This window comes from Kitasatospora sp. NPDC004272 (assembly GCF_053603035.1).
Map to the genome: position 1 here is coordinate 59,505 of NZ_JBSGET010000011.1, position 18,526 is coordinate 78,030.

The following is an 18,526-nucleotide window of genomic DNA, read 5'->3' on the forward strand; positions in this document are numbered from 1 at the left end:
GGAAATGATTCCTTTGTATGCTCCGCTCTCCGATTCCCCCGTCCGCTGGGTTCGTGGCCCGACGAAACGGCATTATTCGCGCCATTTCGGCCTTTGCGTCCATTGGCGGTGCAAATCGCAGCAAATGATTGCGCAGGTCGGATGGGGTGTGAAGGGGAAGAGAAGAAAGGATCGCGGAACCCTCCAGTAGCTTTGATCTCTGCCATACGATCATGAGAATTTTTGGTGGAGAGTTGTAGCGGCCTGGACTCCGAAACGGGCAGGGGGAGTAGTGGTGGATCGCAGCGTGCTGACACATCTGGCGGTGGAGCCGCGCGAGGAACTGGCCTACCGGGTGATCCTCCGCAGTCCCGGGCTCGGTCCGGAGGCGCTGGCGCTGGCCTGCGGGTTCGAGCCGGGAGAGGTCGATGCCGTGGTGGAGCGCCTGCAGGAGCGGAGCATGGTCAAGCTCGACCGCCGGCAGCGGCTGGCCGCGACCGACCCGGGGGTGGTCGTCGAGCGGCTGATCGAGCAGCGGCTGGGCGAGATCCACGAGGAGCTGCGCGAGGTGATCGCCTCCCGCAACCTCGCCGAGGTCCTGGCCGAGGACCACCGGCAGGGCATCGGCAACGCGGTGCCGACCGGCGTCGAGCGGGTCGAGGGGCTGGAGGAGGTCCGGGAGCGCATCGACGAGTTGACCTTCTTCACGCACCACGAGCTGCTCTCGGTGCAGGCCCGCGGCGCGATGTCGGCCGGCGCGATCGAGGCCACCCGGGAGCCGGACCTGCGCTGCCTGCGGCGCGGGGTGGAGATGCGCACGGTCTTCGGCGCCGGGGCGATGGACGACCCGCTGACCGCGGGCTACCTGCGCGAACTGATGGCCAAGGGCATGCAGGTGCGGATCTCCGACAGCCCGCTGGAACGGGTGCTGATCTTCGACCGCCGGACGGCGCTCGTCCCGATCGACCCGCAGGACAGCTCGCAGGGGGCGCTCGTGGTCCACCAGGCGGGCATGCTGGCCAGCCTGCTCGCCCTGTTCGAGCGGTTCTGGGAGAACGCCTCCCGACCGGACGAGGAACGGCTGAGCGAGAACGAGCAGCAGGTGCTGCGGGTCATGATCAAGGCGGACAAGGATGAGGCCGGCGCCCGGGAGCTGAACATCTCGGTGCGGACCTACCGGAGCCGGGTCGCGGAGCTGATGCGCCACCTGGGCGCCACCAACCGGGTCCAGGCGGCGCTCACCGCCCGGGAACGCGGCTGGATCTGACCCGGCCGCCGCCCCGGGATCACCCGCACGGGTCGAGCCGCCACCCGGCCAGACCGGCTTCGGCGAAGGCCCGGGCGATGACGACCGCCGGGGCGGGGCCAGGAACGGGGCCGGGCGCGGGGCCGGGCGCGGGCCCCGGCAGCTCGACCTCGACGGCGAACCCCTCGCCGGTCATCACCGGCACGCACCGCCAACCGGCCGGCAGCCGGGCCACCAGCCGGATCGAGGCCGTCTCGGGCAGTGAACGGGGCGCTTCCGACCCGGGACCGGGCAGGACGCGGATGGTCAGTGCGGCCACGGGCGGCGCTTCCTCGGTGACGGGTCGGAGCGGACGGGTCGGAGCGGACGGGGGCAGAGCCGTCGGGCGCGGGGCGGTCGGGCGCGTCCATGCGTCAGATCAGCGGGTGCGGCGCCCAGGCGGGGCCGCCCCGGTGGAGCGCCTCGAAGCCGGTGCGCCGCGGCGCGGACTCCAGCCGGGGCAGGTTCCAGCCGAACGCCGTCCGCTCGTCCATCCGCAGCGGCTGCAGGCCGACCGGCACCACCTTCACGGCCGCCCACCCCATGGCCCGCAGCTCCGGCGGGAGACGGTGCGTCAACTCGACGGCGAGCGGCTGCACGCCCTGTCCGGCCAGGCCCTCGACCAGCTGCCGGACGCCCGGGGGACCGGGCGGGGTCTCGCCGCCGACCGGCTCCGGGCCGGTGAACCCCGCGCACCAGGCGGCCGCGGCGTCCGCGCCGGGGCGGTCCGCGAAGTACCGGGCCCGTTCGACGTCCCCGGTGACCAGCTCCGGGGCCGGGACGTCCGGGTGGGCGCGCTGGGTCAGCCGCAGCAGGCTCCGGATCTGCAGGGCCTCCTGCAGCGCGCCGGCCAGCGTGGTGCCCCAGTCCCCGGCGGCGTTGCAGCCGACCGCGGCCAGCGGCCGCCCCTCGTGCTCGTCGAGCACCACGCCGACCGCGCAGAACACCCCCGGCACCCCGGTCGGGATCCGGGCCAGCACCGGTTCCACCCCGCCGTCGCGGGCCACCCGCAGCGCCGCGGCGAGCCGCCGCCAGCCGGGGCCGTTCGGGGCCCCGCGCAGGCTGCCGTCCAGGTCGACCCGGGGCAGTGCCAGCCGGCGGGCCCAGGCCACCAGCACCGCGTCCCGCTCGATCACCTCCAGCAGTGCCGCGCGCAGCGCCATGTCGAGGCCGTCCCCGGAGGCGGCGCCGGACGGGGACGGGTCGAAGCCGGGGTGCTCCTCGGCCGGGTAGTCGACCAGTCCGGCCGGGACGAGCACCCGGGCGCCGTCGGAGAGCCGGTGGGCCGGGTAGTACGCCGCCACCGGCGCGCCGGGTGCGCCGAGTCCGGCGCCGGGGGCGGCGAAGTCCAGCCGCTCGCCGGGGAGTTCGGGCCAGGCGGTGCGGTCGGCGGGCAGCGGTCGGAGCGCGTACCGCTCCACCGCCTCGCCGGCCGCCCGGACCACCACGTCGCCGCGGGCGACGCCGCAGGCGCCCACCACCTCGGGGGCGAGGGTGCGGCCGGCCAGCGCCGAGTCGTCCTGGTCCCAGGCGAGTTCGACCAGGCCCTGCCAGAGCGGCCGGTCGGCACCGTCCGGCGGCACCAGGTGGAAGGCGCGGGCGAGGGACGCCTCCGGGTCGAGGGTCCGGGTGAAGTCGATCATGCCGCGATGGCCCCTTCCAGGACGTCGGCGTAGAGGCGGGTCAGTTCGGCGGTGCGGAACGCGCCGAGCATCGGCAGTCCGGCGCCCCAGCCCCGGGCGGCGCGGGCGGCCAGCCGGGCCGGGTCCTGTCCGGCGGACGGGCACGGCGGCACGCCCCAGCGGCGGGCCAGTTCGGCGATGCCGGTGACCGGCTGCTCGGGCAGGTCGGGCAGGCCCGACCGGACGGCCCGCCAGGCTTCGCGGAGCCGGCCCGCGTCGCCGAGCCGGGCGTCGCCGTCGAGCACCCGCGCCCACACGGCGGGCAGCACCGCCACCGTCGCCGACATCTTGCGCGCGCCGGTCGCCGAGGACAGCTCGTTGGACAGGTACCAGACCTTGCCGGCGAACGGGTCCCGGCCGAGCATCGACCAGCCGAGCACCGTCTGGGCGCTCAACAGGGCCAGTTCGGTGCGGAGTTCGGCGGACGCCCGGCCCTGCTCGGCCTGCCGTCCGGCCCGGGCCAGCCGACGCAGCAGGGTGCGGGCCTCGGCGTCGCCGACCCGCGGGACCTGCCGGCCCGGCTCCGGCAGGTAGGTGTTCAGCAGCCGGCACAGCGCCTCCAGCACGCCTTCCCGCAGGAGCGCCGGCGGCAGGGTGGCGGTGGCCGCCGGGTCGAGCACCGCCAGGTCCGCGGCCAGCGACGCGGCCATGACCAGCTTGCGTCCGCCGTCCACCCGTACCGTCGCGGCGGCACTGACCTCGGCGGCGGTGCCGACCGTGCTGGGCACGGCCACCAACTCAGGTGCAGGGCAAGGAGATCGGTGCAAGCCGCCGGCCGGGGCGGCCGAGCCGGTCAGCGCGACCAGCCCGGGCCGGCCGCCGCCGTGACGGATCCGCCGGATCGCCGCCGGGTCGCCGGCCAGCAGCCGGGCCAGTGCGGCGGCGTCCAGCACGCTGCCGCCGCCGACGGCCACCACGCGCGCCGACTCCCTTACGGTGTCAGCGAGTTGCTCGATCTCCGGCAGTGCCAGCGTCTCCGGTTCCAGGGCCAGCACGCGCAGCCGGGAGCCGGCGGCGGTCCGGGCGGCCGCCAGCAGCGGGCCGGTCACCGACCCGGGCAGGCCCCGGTCGGTCAGCAGCAGGGTGTCGGCGGCCGGCCCGGCCGCCAGGGCCTGGACGGCCGCGCCGGCGCCCACGTGCAGCCGGGAGGGGCGCTGCCACATCGCGGCGGCGGGCCGGTCCTCGTTCACCGGTGGTTCCCGACCTCGCGGGCCGCCCGGGCCAGGCCGGTGCGCAGCGCCCGCTCCAGGGCGTCGAGGTCCTGGTCGCTGCTGGTCAGCGGCGGGATCAGCTGGACGCAGCCCGGGCCGGTGTAGACCAGCGCGCCCTCGACGCGGACCAGTTCGATGGTGCGCTGCACGGCCGCGCCGTCCAGCGGCCGGCCGTCGGCGTCGGTGAGGTGCAGCGAGCGGAAGCAGCCGGTGCCGGTGGTGCCGGTCGCGCCGGGGACGGACGCCAGCAGTCCGTCCAGGACCGCGTCGAGGCGGCGGGCGACGCGCTCGCCGGAGGCCAGCGCGTCCAGCCGGGCGAACTCGTCGAGGGTGGCGGTGATCGCCGCGCAGGTGGGCGGGGAGCCGGCCTGCGTCTCGCCGTGCACCAGCAGTGCGTCGTGCCGGTCGAACGCGGCCGCGACCCGGTGCGAGACCAGGACCGCGGAGGCCGCGCAGGTGCCGTTGGTCAGGCCCTTGGAGGTGAGCAGCAGGTCGGGCGCGTCCGGCCACCGGTCGGAGGCGAACAGCGGGCCGGTCCGGCCGAAGCCGGTGGCGACCTCGTCGGCGACCAGCAGGTAGCCGTGCTCGGCGCGGAGCCTCAGCAGTGCCTCGATCATCTCCGGGCCGACCACGTGGGTGCCCGAGCCGAGCACCGGCTCGCAGATCACGGCGGCCACCCGGTGGCCCTCCCGCGCCATCAGGCGTTCCAGTTCCTCCGGCCGGTCGGGGCTGACGTGCCGCACCTGGCGGACGTCGACGCCGTACATCTGCTGGCCGAGGTCCTCGCCGCTGACGGCGAACGCGCCGTAGGTGAGGCCGTGGTAGCTGCCCTTGAAGCCGACCACCAGAGTGCGCCGCGGGTCGCCGTTCAGGACGGCGTACTGGCGGGCGAGCTTCATCACCAGGTCGTTCCCGGAGCCGCCGGAGGTCGAGTACAGCACCCGCCGGTAGCGGTCCGGACCGGCCGCGTCGACCAGCCGGGCGGCCGCGTCGACCGCGTACCGGTGGCCGTAGCGGAACAGGCTCAGGTAGGACGCCTCGGTCAGGGCGGCGCCCACGGCGGCGGCGATCGCCGGGTTGCCGTAGCCGAGGTTGACGTTCCACAGGCCGCTGGTGGCGTCCATCACCTCGTGGCCGTCGGCGAACCGCAGCCGGCTGCCGGCGGCGCTCACCAGCTGCCGCTCCGGGAGGTCGAACCGGCTCGGCGGGACGAGCATCTCCCACAGCGGGTAGGGGCGGGCCGCGGCCGGGCCGGTCGCGGTGGCGGGGGCCGTGGTCAGGAGGGCCGCGGTCATGAGGTGCTCCTCGCGAGGATCAGGGAGTGGACCGAGCCGTCCTCCGTACCGGCCGACCGCACGGGGCGGGTGGCTTCGATCCGGAAACCGGCGTCGGCGAGTTCGGCGGCCAGCACCTCGGCGGTCGGCAGGTGCACCACCGAGGTCAGGGCGACGGGCGGGCCGTCCGCGGAGCGGCGCAGCACCGTGACGTGGCGGCGCGAGCGGTCCGCGACCAGGTGGGAGACCACCGTGCAGCGGGCGCCGGCGGCCTCGGAGTGGTGGACGCTCTCCACCGGCTCGCCGGCCGGGGCGGTGCCGGAGCCGTCGGGCAGGTGGACGGTCAGTGCGAACGGGGCGCCGGGGGCGAGGTGGCGGCGGACGGACCGGAACACGGCGGGCCGGGTGCCGGGGTCGAGCAGCCCGACGGTGGTGGTGCCGAGCAGCGCGCCGGCGAACACCCGGCCCAGCGCCAGTTCGCGCATGTCGGCCTCGACGACGGTCAGCCGGTCGGCCAGCCGTGCGCCCTGCGGGGCCAGCAGCCGTTCGGCGAGGACGGTCAGCAGGGAGCGCGAGTTGTCGATGCCGGTGACCCGGTGTCCGGCGGCCAGCAGCGGGACGGTCAGCCGGCCGGAGCCGCAGGCCAGTTCCAGCAGCGGGCCGCGCAGGCCGCGGAACGCGGCGAGCAGGTCGGGGATCTCCACCGTGTCGGCCGCGGACAGCGCGTGGTAGACCGGGCCGCCGTGGTCGCCGTACATGTCCGCGACGATCAGGTCGGGGCCGAGTTCGGCAGCCAACTCACGTGCACTGCCCGGTAGTTCATCGAGGCGGGCGGCAGCGGCGACGGGAGCGGGGACAGCGGTGGCGGGGGCGGGTGCGGTGGTCACCGGGCGCCGCCCGCGGGCAGGTGGAGGCGCTCCAGCAGGGTGGCGCGCAGTTCGCGGACCAGGCCGGGCGCCAGGCCGAGCGCGCGGGCCGCGTGCTCCTCGGCGGCGGCGGGCTCCAGCACCTGGTGCGCGTCCAGCACCACGGCCGCCTCCGCGTTGATCCGGAACATCTTCAGCTCCGCGCCCAGCAGGGCGTGCGGTTGCCCGTCGATCGCGACCAGCAGCGGCGCGTCCACGTCCTCGACCGGCACGGTCGGCAGGTCGGGGCAGAAGCGGTGGCCGAAGCCGGCCACCCGGATGCTGCCGGGACGGCGGGCGTTGAGCCGCCGCACCGCGTCCAGGGCCCGTACGTAGCGGGCCAGCCACGGGCGTTCGGCGTGCGCTGCGGGCAGCAGGCCCGCGGTCAGCACGCCGTCCAGGGCCTGCCCGGAGGCCGGGGCCTCGGCGCCCGCGGGGGCGGCCGGGCCGGAGCTCAGGGTGCCGTCCCCGGCCAGCTGCAGGCGGGCGCAGCCGCTGCCGGTGGGCGCCCCGGCCAGGGCCGGAAGGTCGGCCAACTGGACTGCGGGGTGGGTGAGTTGCTCGGGGAAGCTGCCGTCGGCGGCGGCCCGGTCGGCGTCCGCCAGGAAGGCCGCGAGGTCCTCGTCGCCGGTGATCCGGACCACGGTCGGGCCGGCCACGGTGAGGAAGCCGATCGAGGAGTAGTCGAAGACCTGGATGAAGATCTCGTCGGCCAGGGCGACCTCGTCGCCGCTGAACGCGAATCCGCCGTCGGTCGGCACGACCGTCGCGGCGGTGGCCCCGGCCAGGACGGCGGCGGCGTCCCGGTCCGCGAAGATCCAGGTGTCCGCGGTGACCAGCCCGGAGGCCAGCAGCGGCGCCGGATCGGCGCCTGGGGCGACGACGATCTCCAGGGCGGTCGGCAGCGGCTGCGGGTAGCAGCCGGAGACCCAGCGCTGCAGCCGCAGCGCGGCCTCGGCCAGGAGTTCCGGGGTCGGGCCGGCGTCCAGCGTGGTCATGGCGTTCTCCTGCGGGGGGAAGGGACGGGAAGGGAGGGGGCGGGAGCGGTCGGCCGCTCGACCGCCGGGGTGGCGGACGGCCGCTCGACTGCCGGGGTGGCGGACGGGCGGGTCAGAACAGTCGGGACCAGGCCGGGAGCACGAAGACGTCGACCAGCCAGCTGCCGAGCGGGACGTCGCCGGTCCGGAACGAGGCCAGCCCGTCGGCCCGGTCGAGCGGGCCGTCCGGGCACAGCGGCACCACGGCCCGCGACACCTGGGTGTCGATGCCGACCGCGATCGGCGAACCGGCCTGCGCGGTGACCTCGCGGTCCTCCACGCCGCCGCAGACCGTCGCGCGGCCCGCCGCCGGGTGCAGGACCAGGCCCGCGGCCTGCAGGTCCACCGCCCGGCCGTCCAGTCGGTCCGTCCCGAGGTCGGTCGGCAGCACCAGCACCGGCCCCTGCGGGGTGGTGGCGTACACCGAGGTCCAGGTGAGCGGCACCCGCACCCCGAGCAGCACCGCGGCGAGCACACCGGCCAGGGCCAGTGCGCCGACCGTCCGGCGCACCGCGCCGGCGCCCTGCTCCTTGGCCGTCCGGGACCAGCGCACGGTGCGGCGCACCGCCACGAAGGCGACCCAGCCGAGCAGGGCCAGCACCAGCGCGCCACCCACCTGGCCGAGCGTCACCAGCACGAACGCCTGGTAGTTCAGGAAGGCCGACACCGCCAGGGCCGGACCGGTCAGCGCGCACGCCACCCCGAACAGCACCCGTCCCGGCGAGGGCCGTTCGCCGCGCAGGCCGCCGAACACGGTCAGCGCCGCCACCCGGCCGGCCTCGGCCATGGTCTGGACGCGCAGGTTCGGACGGTCCAGCCAGCCGATCAGCGCCAGGTAGCCGTCGAACTTCACGAACGGGCAGAGGTTCAGCCCGGCCATCAGCAGGTTGGAGACCAGCACGCCCGCCGCCAACTGCCGCGCCCCGCCCGGTTCCAGCAGCGGCGCCGCCAGGCCGGCCGCGCCCGCCACCGCCAGGTGCACCCGGATCCCGGCCAGCGCCACCATCAGCCGCTCCCGGCGGGGCAGCCGCCAGGCTTCGCTCACGTCGCAGAACATCGCCGGGCTGCCGTACATCAGCATCACGCCCAGCCGGTGCACCCGTCCGCCGCCGCGCACCAGCGACAGCCCGTGGCCGAGCTCGTGCACGAAGGTGGTCGCCACCATCGTGAGCATCAGCGCCAGGACGGTGGTGACGCTCGCCGGCCGTCCCAGTTCCGCCCAGGCCGCCGAGCCCGCCAGCGCGAAGTGCGCCAGGCCGCCGACGGTCAGCGCGGTGCTCAGCGCGGTGCCGGGCCGCGAGGCCAGCGCCCGGCCGACGGGGGTGCACCGGGCCAGCAGTCGGGCCGGATCGAGGAGGGTCAGTTCCAGGACGGCGGGCGGGCGGTAGCCCCAGCGGCGCACCTTGCGCGGCTCGGCGGGGGCGGCCGCGCCGGCCTTCGTCGTGGTCAGCTCCAGCTCGGCGAACCGCGCCAGCGCCCGGTCGACCGGACCCGGGTCGTCGACGCCCAGGTCGTCCATCAGGGAGGACGTGGTCCGCGTCCCGTCCAGCGAGCGCAGCAGGTCGGCGGCCCCGCCGGCCATCCGCAGCTGCCGCCCGCGCACCGGGTCGACCACGATCACCCGGCTGCCGTCCGCGTCCGCGACGAAGTCGAGGTCGGGGCGCATCACCAGGTCGAGGATGTCGTCGTGGCCACGGCCGGTCACCGCGGCCGCAACCTGGGCCGTACTCACGCTCGTTCTCCTCCGGAGGTCGGTGGGTCAGGCGCCCGGTGTCGCCGGGCGCGTCGATCAGTGCGCGGTCCGGTGCCTCCGGTCCCGCTCCCGGTCCCGCTTCCACGGGCGGGAGCGGAGCCGGGAACGGGGCCGGAAACAGGGCGGGGCGGTGGCCGCCGGGCTCTCACCCGAAGGCCGCCGCCCCGTTCCGGATCAGGTGCTACCGGATCAGGTGATGGCCAGACCGATGCCGATGCCGGTGCCGAGGGCGGCCCCGAACGCACCGCCCAGCGCCACGCCGTCCCAGAAGCCGGGAGCCTGCAGCTCCTCCAACTCCTCGACGAGCAGCTCGCTCTCGCTCTGGATCAGTTCCTTCGTCATGTGCTAACCTCCTTCTGGTTCACATCATTTGCGCTTCCTGTGACGGGTTGTCGTTAGCTGCCAGGCTGTCGACCCATCAGGGAGCGTGTTTTTTTGCCCGCACGGTGCTTCCGCCCGTGCCGGCCCGGGGACTTGCTGACCTGCGGGTCGGGATCAGGTGATCGCGACGCCGATGGCGATGCCACCGACGATGCCGCCACCGACCACGACGGTGCCGACGGCGAAGCCGCCAACGGTGCTCCAGAAGCCCGGAGCCTGCAGCTCCTCCAGCTCCTCGACCTCAGCGAGGTCCGTCACGACGGAGTCCTTCATGGTTGTTCACTTCCCTTCTACGAACAGCGGATTGACGATCGGAACGGGGTGCGGCGAGCGGGTCGGGATCAGGTGATCGCGACGCCGATGGCGATGCCACCGACGATGCCGCCACCGACCACGACGGTGCCGACGGCGAAGCCGCCAACGGTGCTCCAGAAGCCCGGAGCCTGCAGCTCCTCCAGCTCCTCGACCTCAGCGAGGTCGATCACGACGGAGTCCTTCATGGTTGTTCACTTCCCTTCTACGAACAGCGGATTGACGATCGGAACAGGGTGCGGCGAGCGGGTCGGGATCAGGTGATCGCCAGGCCGATGCCGATGCCGGTGCCGAGGGCGGCCCCGAAGGCCCCGCCCAGCGCCACGCCCTCCCAGAAGCCGGGGGCCTGAAGGTCCTCCAGCTCCTCGACCTCGGAGAGGTCGGCCAGGACGGTGGTGTTCTGCATGATGTTCACCTCCTTCACGGAGGTCTCGGAACGGGCGCCCGCCGCGGTCGCGGCGAGCGCGTCCCCCCGCCGCGACGGGCGGGGAAGTCCATGGTGATCGCGTGCCTCAGCCGTTGACGTCCTGGGCGGCCAGGCGCTTGGTGCCGGCCAGCAGGACGAGCACGGCCCAGGCCGCGTAGAGCGGGAAGCCCCAGGGCATCGACAGGTGCTCCACGGTGGGGTCACCGGCGATGGCCGCGATGGCTCCGCCCGGCAGGTACTTGCCGACCGAGGGCACGAACTGCACGAGCGCGCCCTCCAGCAGCACGGTGTAGAGCACCAGCCCGACGACGGAGGCCACCTGGTTGCGCACCAGGGCGCCGACGCCGACGCCGAAGGCGGCCGCGAAGGGACCGAGCAGGAAGGTGCCCCAGATCGTGGAGAACACCTCGCCGTGCCACAGGTCGATGTGGTCGATGCCCTTGGACTGCAGCACCGGCACTCCGACGGCCAGCACGGTCAACTGACCGACGACCGTGTACAGCAGGCCCAGCACCGAGGCGACCAGCACCTTGGCGAGCAGCCAGGTCTCCCGGCTGCGCACCAGGACGATCGAGTCCCCGGCCGTGCGGTGCCGGAACTCGGTGCTGACGAGCAGCGCCCCCAGGACGGCCGCGAACAGCGCGGCGAAGAAGCCGCTGCTCAGGGCCTGGTGCAGCCCCTCGGGGGTGTTGGCGTCCAGTCCGTCCGGCTTGCCGACGGTGGCGGTGGCGCCGAGCGTCTGTATCGCCGCCATGCCCACGGTGGTCAGCAGCAGCCCCCACCAGGTCCTGGTGGTGCGGGTCCGCACCCACTCGGCCGCGGTGGCGCGTTTCAGGTCTCCGCCGGTGGCCGGCGCTGCACTGGTCACTGCGGCGCTCATGCGGCGACTCCGGTTCCGTTGAGCTGGCGGTAGAGCTGTTCCAGGCTGCCGTCGGTGGACTCCCGGGCGGCGTCCTCGCGGCTGCCCTGCCAGAGCACCTTGCCCTGCAGGAAGACGACGTCGTCGACGAGGTGCTCCAGTTCGCTGAGCAGGTGGCTGCTCACCAGGACGGCGACGCCCTCGTCGGCGGCCTTCCGCAGCCGCCCGCGCAGCCACAGCACGCCGTCGGGGTCGAGGCCGTTGGTCGGCTCGTCGAGGATGAGGGCCCGGGGGGTCCCGAGCAGGGCCCTGGCCAGGCCGAGGCGCTGGCGCATGCCCAGCGAGTAGCCGCGCACCCGGCGGTCGGCGGCCTCCAGCAGGCCGACGTCACCCAGCACGTCCTCGATGCCGGCCGGGTCGAGCCCGAGCGCGGTCGTCGGTATCCGCAGGTGGGAGCGTCCGCTCCGGCCGGGGTGGAAGGCCGGTTCCAGCAGGTGCCCGACGGTGCCGGGCGGGAGACCGAGGTGGGTCCGGCCGCCGATGGTCGCGCTGCCGGTGTCGGCCGCGGCCAGGCCCAGCAGGATCCGCATCGCGGTGGTCTTGCCGGCGCCGTTGCGTCCGATGAACCCGGTGATCCGACCGGCCCGCGCGGTGAAGCTCACCGCGTCGAGGGCCGCTCGTCCGCCGTACTGCTTGGTCACACCGTCGAGGACGATGTCCAACCCGGTCCCGGTCAACCCCTGCCCCGAATCTTGAGGCCCAGCGCCACGCCCATTCCGACGGCTCCGACGAATCCCAGCCCGAGAAGCACGTACCCGATGGTGCTGACGCCGGACGCCGAGCGCGTGAACAGGGCGCCCAGGGCCAGCAGCAAGGTTGGAATTCCCGCCGCCGCCAACAGGTAGTTCGTCCGAATCGTCCGCATGTCTTTTCCCTGAAGTCTCAAGTGCCTTGGTGTGGTTACCTGGTGAACGGTACCGGGGTGGTGTAGTCCCAACCGCCGCTGCCCACGGGCGCCATCAAGAGGTCGCCGCCGGTCAGGGCGGACGCGCCGGCGACAGTGGCGCCGGTCGGTCTCTCGGACAGCTCGTGCCTGGTGTTCCCCCGGTGAGCCACGGTGTGGTGCTCCTTGTCTGCTTGCTCTTGCGTGCTGCTGACAACGAGAAATATGCCAGGCGCAACAGCGGCAGAACGGGGATTCGGCTGCAGCATATTGCAGACCCCGGTTGCAGCTTCTTTGCGCCGGCGAACCTTCGACGGGAACCGGGGACGGGTGACTCCAACACCCCCGCCTAACAAGGCAATTGCGCGCAAGTACGGGTGAAGAGCATTCTTTGGAAAGGTTTTTGACGCTCCGTCACTTTCGAGGATCCGCCTCACGCGCCGCCGCGCTCGCGCCGGGCACCCCGCCCGCCCCGCCGACCCCGACTACCCCGCCCTTCCCGCCCGCGGTGGCCCCCTCCCGCTGGTGGGGCCGCTTCCGGGGCGTTGCGCGCCTCACACCCGGGCCCGGGAACCGGCGATCCGCGTACGCGCGTTCCACTGCACGGAGCGTGCCCCGGGCAGTGACTCGGAAATGATCCCTTTGTATGCTCCGCTCTCCGGCTTCCTTCCGTCCGTCGGCGATGACGCGAACGGCGGGGGAGCGGCGGTAGAGGCGCCCGAAGGCGGCCTCCGGTGAAGGGTGCAGGTATGACAGGCCGCAGGGCGGGGACGTCGGACGAGGACGCCGGCTGGTGGGAGAACCTCCCCCCGCAGGGCGATCCGTACCGGCAGGATGCGCCACGGCGTGACGACGTACCCCGGCCGCGGGCGCCGCACGGCCGGGCGGACGACCGGCAGGCCGTTCCGACCGGCGGCCGGGCCGAGGCCCGCCGGGCCGCGCAGCAGCAGGGCCGGGGCGGCCGGCGCTCGGCGGGGCCGGACGCCGGGGGCGCGCCGGAGGGCGGTGGCCGGGCCGAGGCCCGCCGGGCCGCGCAGCAGGGGCGCCGCAAGCCCCGCCGGACCAAGCGCATCGTGATCTGGAGCCTGGTCGGCACCAGCCTCGCCGTGGTCGGCACCGGCGGTTTCCTCTACTGGCGGCTGAACGCCAACATCTCCTCCTGGGACAGCGCCGGCGTCAGCGAGAGCCGCCCGCCGGAGGCGGAGGCGGACGCCAACGGCAACAAGCCGATGAACATCCTGCTGATCGGTTCGGACTCGCGCGACGGCGACAACAAGGACCTCGGCGGCGGCGACGAGGGCGGCGCCCGCTCGGACACCACGATCCTGCTGCACGTCTACGCCGACCACAAGCACGCCGTCGGCGTCTCGTTCCCCCGCGACGCGCTGGTCGACATACCCAAGTGCATGCTGGGGAACAAGACCTGGACCGGTCCGCAGAGCAACGTCATGTTCAACAGCGCCTTCTCGGTGGGCGACCTGAAGGACGGCAACCCGGCCTGCACCCAGAACACCGTGGAGAAGCTCACCAACCTGCGGATCGACCACACCATGGTGGTCAACTTCGAGGGCTTCGCCGCGATGACCAAGGCGGTCGGCGGCGTCGAGGTCTGCCTGCCCAACGACATCTACGAGCGCGACCTCAACCCGAACCTGCCCCGCAAGGGCAAGCTGATCTACTCGAAGGGCATGCAGAAGGTCGAGGGCCAGTCCGCGCTGGACTACGTCCGGCTGCGGCACGGCATCGGCGACGGCTCCGACGTCGGCCGGATGAAGCGCCAGCAGGCGTTCCTCTCCTCGCTGATCAAGCAGGTCAAGTCGGAGGGCATGAGCCCGACCACGCTGTACCCGCTGGCCGACGCCGCCACCAAGTCGCTGACCGTGGACGAGAGCCTGGACAGCATCGACAAGCTGACCGGCCTGGCGATGACGCTCAAGAACATCGACCTGCACGACATCAAGTTCATCACCACGCCCTGGCACTACGAGGGCGCCCGGATCGGCCTCAACCACCCGGACGTCGACCAGCTGTGGGCCTCGCTGAAGGCCGACCGCACCCTGGACGGGCAGGACGCCGGCGCCGCCTCCCCGGCCCCGTCCGAGCCCGCGACCGAGTCCGCGTCACCCACCGAGGCGCCCGCCCCGCCCGCCGACGGCACCGGCGTGAAGGTCGCGGTCTACAACGGCACCACCACGGCCGGACTCGGCCTCAAGGCCGCCGACACCCTGAAGGGCGCCCACTACACCGTCACCTCGACCGGCAACGCGGCCAGCCAGAACCACGCCACCACGGTGGTCCAGTACGGTTCGGCCGCCCAGAAGGCGCACGCGCAGGCCGTCGCCGCGCTGTTCCCGGGCGCGACCGTCGAGGCGGGCGGCGCCGCGGGCACCGTCACGCTGGTCCTCGGCAAGGACTACGCCGCGACGGCGGGGGGCGGGACGGCGGCGGCCCCCTCCGACCCGGGCCCGGTCTCCTCCGAGGTCGCCGGGGAGGCCCGCTCCGCGGACCAGGACGCCTGCTCCGACCTCAGCTTCGGCTGACCGGGACCGGGACCGCGAACGCGGGACGGCCGGGCGGCAGCGCCGCCCGGCCGTCCGAGCACGGCTCGCGGCTCGCCGGTGGTCAGCCGAGTCCGAAGACCCGCTCCAGCACGACGGCGACGCCGTCCTCGTCGTTGCTGACCGTCACCTCGTCGGCCACCGCGCGCAGTTGACCGTGCGCGTTGCCCATCGCCACGCCGTACCCGGCCCAGTTGAACATCGGGACGTCGTTGGGCATGTCGCCGAAGGCGATGGTCCCGGCGGCGGTGACGCCCAGTCGGCGGGAGGCCAGCGAGAGGCCGGTGGCCTTGGTCAGGCCGAGCGGGAGGAGTTCGACGATGCCCTCGCCGGCCATCGTGATGCCGACCAGTTGACCGGCCACCGACCAGGCGGCGTGGGCGAGTTGGTCGTCCGTCAGGTCGGGGTGCTGGATGTACAGCTTGCTGACGGGGGTGGCGAGCAGCAGGTCGGGGGAGACCTCCCGGAGCGGGAGTTCGGCGCCGATCCGCAGCCGGTAGCCGGGCCCGGCGAGCACCTCGCCGTCCAGGCCGTCCTGGTTGGCGGCGACGGCCAGCGGGCCGACCTCGGCCTCGATCTTGGCGAGGGCGAGCGCGGCCAGCTGCCGGTCCAGGGTGACGGAGGTGAGCAGCTTGTGCGCGCCCGCGTCGTAGACCTGGGCGCCCTGCCCGCAGACCGCTATCCCGGTGTAGCCGATCTCGTCGAGGACCGGCCTGGTCCAGCCGGCCGAGCGGCCGGTGACGATGATGTGCTTCGCCCCGAGCGCGGTGACCGCGCCCAGGGCCTCGCGGGTGCGGGCGGAGACGTTCTCGGCGCTGGTGAGCAGCGTCCCGTCGAGGTCGGTGGCGACCAGCCGGTAGGGCAGCGAGTCGGTGCTCATGGTGCGCGGTGCTCCTGGAGGAAGGGGGCGGGTTACTTGGTGACCGGCTCCAGCACGGCCTTTCCGCCGAGGAAGGGCCGCAGCGCCTCGGGCAGGACCACCGAGCCGTCGGCCCGCTGGTGGTTCTCCAGCAGCGCGACGATCACCCGGGGGACGGCGACCAGGGTGCCGTTGAGGGTGGCGAGCGGGCGGGTGCCCTCGGCGTCGCGCATCCGGATGGAGAGCCGGCGGGCCTGGTACTCGGTGGTGTTGGAGGTGGAGGTGACCTCGCGGTACTTGCCCTGGGTCGGGACCCACGCCTCGATGTCGAACTTGCGGGCGGCCGAGGCGCCGAGGTCGCCGGAGGCGACGTCGATCACCCGGTAGGGCAGTTCCAGCGCGTTCAGGAAGTCCTTCTCCCACTGGAGCAGGCGGCGGTGCTCGGCCTCGGCGTCCTCGGGGGTGGTGAAGACGAACATCTCCACCTTCTCGAACTGGTGCACCCGGATGATGCCGCGGGTGTCCTTGCCGTAGGTGCCGGCCTCGCGGCGGAAGCAGGAGGAGAAGCCGGCGTACCGCAGCGGCAGCCGGTCGGCCTCCAGGATCTCGTCCATGTGGTAGGCGGCGAGCGGTACTTCGCTGGTGCCGACCAGGTAGCGGTCGTCGTCGGCGAGGTAGTACACGTTCTCGGCGGCCTGGCCGAGGAAGCCGGTGCCGTCCATCGCGGCCGGGCGCACCAGGGCCGGGGTGATCATCGGGGTGAAGCCGACCGCGGACGCCTGCGCCATCGCCATGTTGACCAGGGCCAGTTCCAGCAGCGCGCCGGGGCCGGTCAGGTAGTAGGAGCGGGAGCCGGCCACCTTGGCGCCGCGCTCGGTGTCGATCGCGCCGAGCAGCTGGCCCAGTTCGACGTGGTCGCGGGGCTCGAAGCCCTCGGCGGCGAAGTCGCGCGGGGTGCCGATCTCCTCCAGCGTGACGAAGTCCTCCTCGCCGCCGACCGGGGCGGCCGGGTCGATCAGGTTGGCCAGCGAGCGCTGCAGCCGCTCGGCCTCCTCCTTCGCCTCGCCCTGGGCGGCGTCGGCGGCCTTCACCTCGGCGGCCAGCTCCTTGGTGCGGGCCAGCAGGGCGGCCTTCTCCTCGCCCTTGGCGGCGGCCACCTGCTTGCCGAGCTGCTTCTGCTCGGCGCGCAGCTCGTCGAAGCGGGTGCCGGACGCGCGGCGGCGTTCATCGGCGGAGAGCAGGGCGTCGACCAGGTCGACGTCCTCGCCACGGGAGCGCTGCGAGGTGCGCACTCGCTCGGGGTCTTCACGGAGCAGGCGGAGGTCGATCACGGCCCCCAGCCTACCGGTGGGCGGGGGCCGCTCCGGGACGCCGCCCGGTCGGGTCGGGGGCGGGTCCCGGCCGCGCGGCGGGTTGAGCGGTTATGTACCGGCTGTCCGTAATTGTGGCATCCTGTCCCGCGCGCCCCCGGGAGAGGGTGGTGGAAGGCCGTCCGGGGTTGGGGATAACTCTGCTCCGCCTGTGGATAACCCCGGTGGACAACCCGCCTGCAGACGGGTTATCCACAGGATCGCCCCCGGGCCTGTGGACAGTGCGGAACCGAAGGTCCGCAGACGTCCGAACCGGGAATTCCAGGTTTCAAACCTCGATTCGGCTTCCCGGGTGAGGGAATTCGCTCGCTCGCCCAGGTGATTTGTCGGCGCAAGGGCGACTCTGGTCCGATTAGTCCACTACGCGGCCCTAGCAGATGATCTGACCGGACCTGGTGGTTTCTTTACCGTTTTGTCGACTCGGGCCCGTCCCTGTGGATAACTGCCCGTCAGCTGGGGACAACCCCGCCTGTGGACGCCGCCCGCCGTCCTGTGGATGAACCGCCCCGCCCGCCCCCGCGCCCGGCCGGCCCGGCAGCGCCGCTGGTGAACGGGGCTGCGCCGGCCAGGTGACGTCCGGGCGTGTCGGAAGTGAACGGGGCGGGACCGCGCACGGCCCCGCCCGGCCCGGGTCGTCCCCCTCCCCGGCGGGGAGCGGCGCCTAGAGCTCCCCGCGCCCGTCCAGGCAGCGCGAGAGCCAGTCTGCGGCGGTCGCGAAGTCCAGGTCCGAGGTGCCGTTGCGGAGCGGGAAGGCGGTGCCCTTGTCGGCCCGCGGGTAGGAGCCGAGGAAGCGCACCTGCGGGCAGATCCGCTTCAGGCCCATCAGCGCCTCGCTGACCCGCCGCTCGCTGAGGTGCCCCTCGCAGTCGATCAGGAAGCAGTAGTTGCCCATGCCCTCGCCGGTCGGCCGGGACTCGATCCGCATCAGGTTGATCCCGCGCACCGCGAACTCCTGCAGCAGCTCCAGCAGCGCGCCCGGGTGGTCGTCCGGCAGCCACACCACCATCGAGGTCTTGTCCCAGCCGGTCGCCGAGGACACCCGCCCGGGACGGCCCGCCAGCACGAACCGGGTGGTCGGCGACGCCACGTCGTGGATCTCGTCCGACAGCACCTCCAGCCCGTACAGCTCCGCGGCGAACGCCCCCGCCACCGCCGCGTCGTAGCGGCCCTCCTGGACCAGCCGGGCCGCCTCCGCGTTGGACGCCGCCGACTCCCACTGCGCGTCGGGCAGGTTCGCGGCCAGCCAGTGCCGCACCTGCGGCTGCGCCACCGGGTGGCCGCTGACCGTCTTCACGTCGCCCGCGGTGGTGCCGGGCCGGACCATCACCGCGAACGAGATCGGCAGCAGCACCTCGCGGTAGATCATCAGCGGGCTGCCGTTGATCAGCTCGTCGCTGGTGGTGGTGACCGCGCCGTCCACCGAGTTCTCGATCGCCACCATCGCGCCCGCGGCCTCACCGGCCCGCACCGCGTCCAGCGCCGCCGAGACCGAGGCCACCGGCGTCAGCTCCCGGGTCGCCGCCTCCGGCAGGGTGCGCAGCGCCGCCTCGGTGAAGGTGCCCGCGGGCCCGAGATAGGTGTAACGGGTCGCCGACATGACCGCCTCCGAACTCACTGCGCCTACGCGTGGGCACCCCTGGCCCGTTCCTCACCATAGCCACTTTCCCGGCGCCGCCCGGCCCCGTCCCGCT

Annotated in this window: 19 protein-coding genes; 2 read left to right on the plus strand and 17 right to left on the minus strand. The window is 73.9% G+C overall.

From position 1 onward, the window contains the following. Positions 1-286 precede the first annotated feature (286 nt). A complete protein-coding gene (locus tag ACWEO5_RS06035; RefSeq protein WP_452160557.1) occupies positions 287-1,246 on the plus strand; it encodes a helix-turn-helix transcriptional regulator in 960 nt (319 codons plus the stop codon). 19 nt (positions 1,247-1,265) lie between these two features. Here ACWEO5_RS06035 and ACWEO5_RS06040 read toward each other — a convergent pair whose 3' ends face one another. The 14 genes from ACWEO5_RS06040 to ACWEO5_RS06105 all read right to left on the minus strand — a co-directional run bounded on the left by ACWEO5_RS06040 (position 1,266) and on the right by ACWEO5_RS06105 (position 12,030). Then, entirely contained in the window at positions 1,266-1,544 is a 279-nt protein-coding gene (locus ACWEO5_RS06040) for a hypothetical protein (RefSeq protein WP_452160559.1), read from the minus strand. Between the two features lie 94 nt (positions 1,545-1,638). Next, the gene (locus ACWEO5_RS06045; RefSeq protein ID WP_452160561.1) at positions 1,639-2,907 is read right to left on the minus strand and encodes a YcaO-like family protein; all 1,269 of its coding nucleotides are present in this window, start codon (positions 2,905-2,907) and stop codon (positions 1,639-1,641) included. Continuing rightward, positions 2,904-4,136 carry a daptide-type RiPP biosynthesis dehydogenase gene (gene mpaC / locus ACWEO5_RS06050; protein ID WP_452160563.1) on the minus strand — a complete coding sequence of 411 codons (1,233 nt, stop codon included), beginning with the start codon at positions 4,134-4,136 and terminating at the stop codon, positions 2,904-2,906. The genes ACWEO5_RS06045 and mpaC overlap by 4 nt, the downstream gene beginning before the upstream one ends. After that, a complete protein-coding gene (mpaD, locus tag ACWEO5_RS06055; protein WP_452160565.1) occupies positions 4,133-5,452 on the minus strand; it encodes a daptide-type RiPP biosynthesis aminotransferase in 1,320 nt (439 codons plus the stop codon). Before mpaD ends, mpaC begins: the two co-directional genes overlap by 4 nt. Next, a complete protein-coding gene (mpaM, locus tag ACWEO5_RS06060) occupies positions 5,449-6,318 on the minus strand; it encodes a daptide-type RiPP biosynthesis methyltransferase (RefSeq protein ID WP_452160567.1) in 870 nt (289 codons plus the stop codon). Before mpaM ends, mpaD begins: the two co-directional genes overlap by 4 nt. Beyond that, a complete protein-coding gene (mpaB, locus tag ACWEO5_RS06065) occupies positions 6,315-7,334 on the minus strand; it encodes a daptide biosynthesis RiPP recognition protein (protein ID WP_452160569.1) in 1,020 nt (339 codons plus the stop codon). The genes mpaM and mpaB overlap by 4 nt, the downstream gene beginning before the upstream one ends. Positions 7,335-7,446: 112 nt before the next feature. Then, on the minus strand, positions 7,447-9,105 hold the full coding sequence (locus tag ACWEO5_RS06070) for a hypothetical protein (RefSeq protein WP_452160571.1): 1,659 nt from the start codon (positions 9,103-9,105) through the stop codon (positions 7,447-7,449). Between the two features lie 210 nt (positions 9,106-9,315). Continuing rightward, positions 9,316-9,468: a hypothetical protein gene (locus ACWEO5_RS06075; RefSeq protein WP_344554033.1), complete on the minus strand. Its 153-nt coding sequence runs from the start codon at positions 9,466-9,468 to the stop codon at positions 9,316-9,318. Positions 9,469-9,621: 153 nt separating this feature from the next. After that, a complete protein-coding gene (locus tag ACWEO5_RS06080; RefSeq protein WP_452160574.1) occupies positions 9,622-9,765 on the minus strand; it encodes a hypothetical protein in 144 nt (47 codons plus the stop codon). A gap of 83 nt (positions 9,766-9,848) precedes the next feature. Beyond that, a complete protein-coding gene (locus ACWEO5_RS06085; RefSeq protein WP_344554035.1) occupies positions 9,849-10,007 on the minus strand; it encodes a hypothetical protein in 159 nt (52 codons plus the stop codon). A 68-nt stretch (positions 10,008-10,075) separates the two neighbouring features. Then, positions 10,076-10,225: a hypothetical protein gene (locus ACWEO5_RS06090; RefSeq protein WP_344554036.1), complete on the minus strand. Its 150-nt coding sequence runs from the start codon at positions 10,223-10,225 to the stop codon at positions 10,076-10,078. 106 nt (positions 10,226-10,331) lie between these two features. Beyond that, positions 10,332-11,126 carry an ABC transporter permease subunit gene (locus ACWEO5_RS06095; RefSeq protein WP_452160576.1) on the minus strand — a complete coding sequence of 265 codons (795 nt, stop codon included), beginning with the start codon at positions 11,124-11,126 and terminating at the stop codon, positions 10,332-10,334. Next, entirely contained in the window at positions 11,123-11,806 is a 684-nt protein-coding gene (locus ACWEO5_RS06100) for an ATP-binding cassette domain-containing protein (protein ID WP_452160578.1), read from the minus strand. Before ACWEO5_RS06100 ends, ACWEO5_RS06095 begins: the two co-directional genes overlap by 4 nt. Before the next feature lie 32 nt (positions 11,807-11,838). Continuing rightward, complete coding sequence (locus tag ACWEO5_RS06105) at positions 11,839-12,030, minus strand: hypothetical protein (RefSeq protein ID WP_344554040.1); 192 nt, start codon at positions 12,028-12,030, stop codon at positions 11,839-11,841. 767 nt (positions 12,031-12,797) lie between these two features. Between ACWEO5_RS06105 and ACWEO5_RS06110 the strand changes: the two genes are divergently transcribed. After that, positions 12,798-14,588, plus strand: a complete 1,791-nt coding sequence (locus ACWEO5_RS06110) for an LCP family glycopolymer transferase (protein WP_452160581.1) — start codon at positions 12,798-12,800, stop codon at positions 14,586-14,588. Between the two features lie 82 nt (positions 14,589-14,670). On the opposite strand, the gene ACWEO5_RS06115 is transcribed toward ACWEO5_RS06110, so the two are convergent. The 3 genes from ACWEO5_RS06115 to pheA all read right to left on the minus strand — a co-directional run bounded on the left by ACWEO5_RS06115 (position 14,671) and on the right by pheA (position 18,432). Further along, positions 14,671-15,486: an HAD family hydrolase gene (locus ACWEO5_RS06115; protein ID WP_452160583.1), complete on the minus strand. Its 816-nt coding sequence runs from the start codon at positions 15,484-15,486 to the stop codon at positions 14,671-14,673. A gap of 32 nt (positions 15,487-15,518) precedes the next feature. After that, a complete protein-coding gene (gene serS / locus ACWEO5_RS06120; protein WP_344554044.1) occupies positions 15,519-16,796 on the minus strand; it encodes a serine--tRNA ligase in 1,278 nt (425 codons plus the stop codon). A 700-nt stretch (positions 16,797-17,496) separates the two neighbouring features. Further along, entirely contained in the window at positions 17,497-18,432 is a 936-nt protein-coding gene (gene pheA / locus ACWEO5_RS06125) for a prephenate dehydratase (protein WP_452160585.1), read from the minus strand. Between the last annotated feature and the right edge of the window lie 94 nt (positions 18,433-18,526).

Coding starts and splice junctions, on each gene's coding strand:
- ACWEO5_RS06045 (WP_452160561.1), bottom strand. CDS start 2,907: ATGATCGACTTCACCCGGACCCTCGACCCGGAGGCGTCCCTCGCCCGC.
- mpaD (WP_452160565.1), bottom strand. CDS start 5,452: ATGACCGCGGCCCTCCTGACCACGGCCCCCGCCACCGCGACCGGCCCG.
- mpaB (WP_452160569.1), bottom strand. CDS start 7,334: ATGACCACGCTGGACGCCGGCCCGACCCCGGAACTCCTGGCCGAGGCC.
- ACWEO5_RS06075 (WP_344554033.1), bottom strand. CDS start 9,468: ATGACGAAGGAACTGATCCAGAGCGAGAGCGAGCTGCTCGTCGAGGAG.
- ACWEO5_RS06085 (WP_344554035.1), bottom strand. CDS start 10,007: ATGAAGGACTCCGTCGTGATCGACCTCGCTGAGGTCGAGGAGCTGGAG.
- ACWEO5_RS06090 (WP_344554036.1), bottom strand. CDS start 10,225: ATGCAGAACACCACCGTCCTGGCCGACCTCTCCGAGGTCGAGGAGCTG.
- ACWEO5_RS06095 (WP_452160576.1), bottom strand. CDS start 11,126: ATGAGCGCCGCAGTGACCAGTGCAGCGCCGGCCACCGGCGGAGACCTG.
- ACWEO5_RS06105 (WP_344554040.1), bottom strand. CDS start 12,030: ATGCGGACGATTCGGACGAACTACCTGTTGGCGGCGGCGGGAATTCCA.
- ACWEO5_RS06110 (WP_452160581.1), top strand. CDS start 12,798: ATGACAGGCCGCAGGGCGGGGACGTCGGACGAGGACGCCGGCTGGTGG.
- ACWEO5_RS06115 (WP_452160583.1), bottom strand. CDS start 15,486: ATGAGCACCGACTCGCTGCCCTACCGGCTGGTCGCCACCGACCTCGAC.
- pheA (WP_452160585.1), bottom strand. CDS start 18,432: ATGTCGGCGACCCGTTACACCTATCTCGGGCCCGCGGGCACCTTCACC.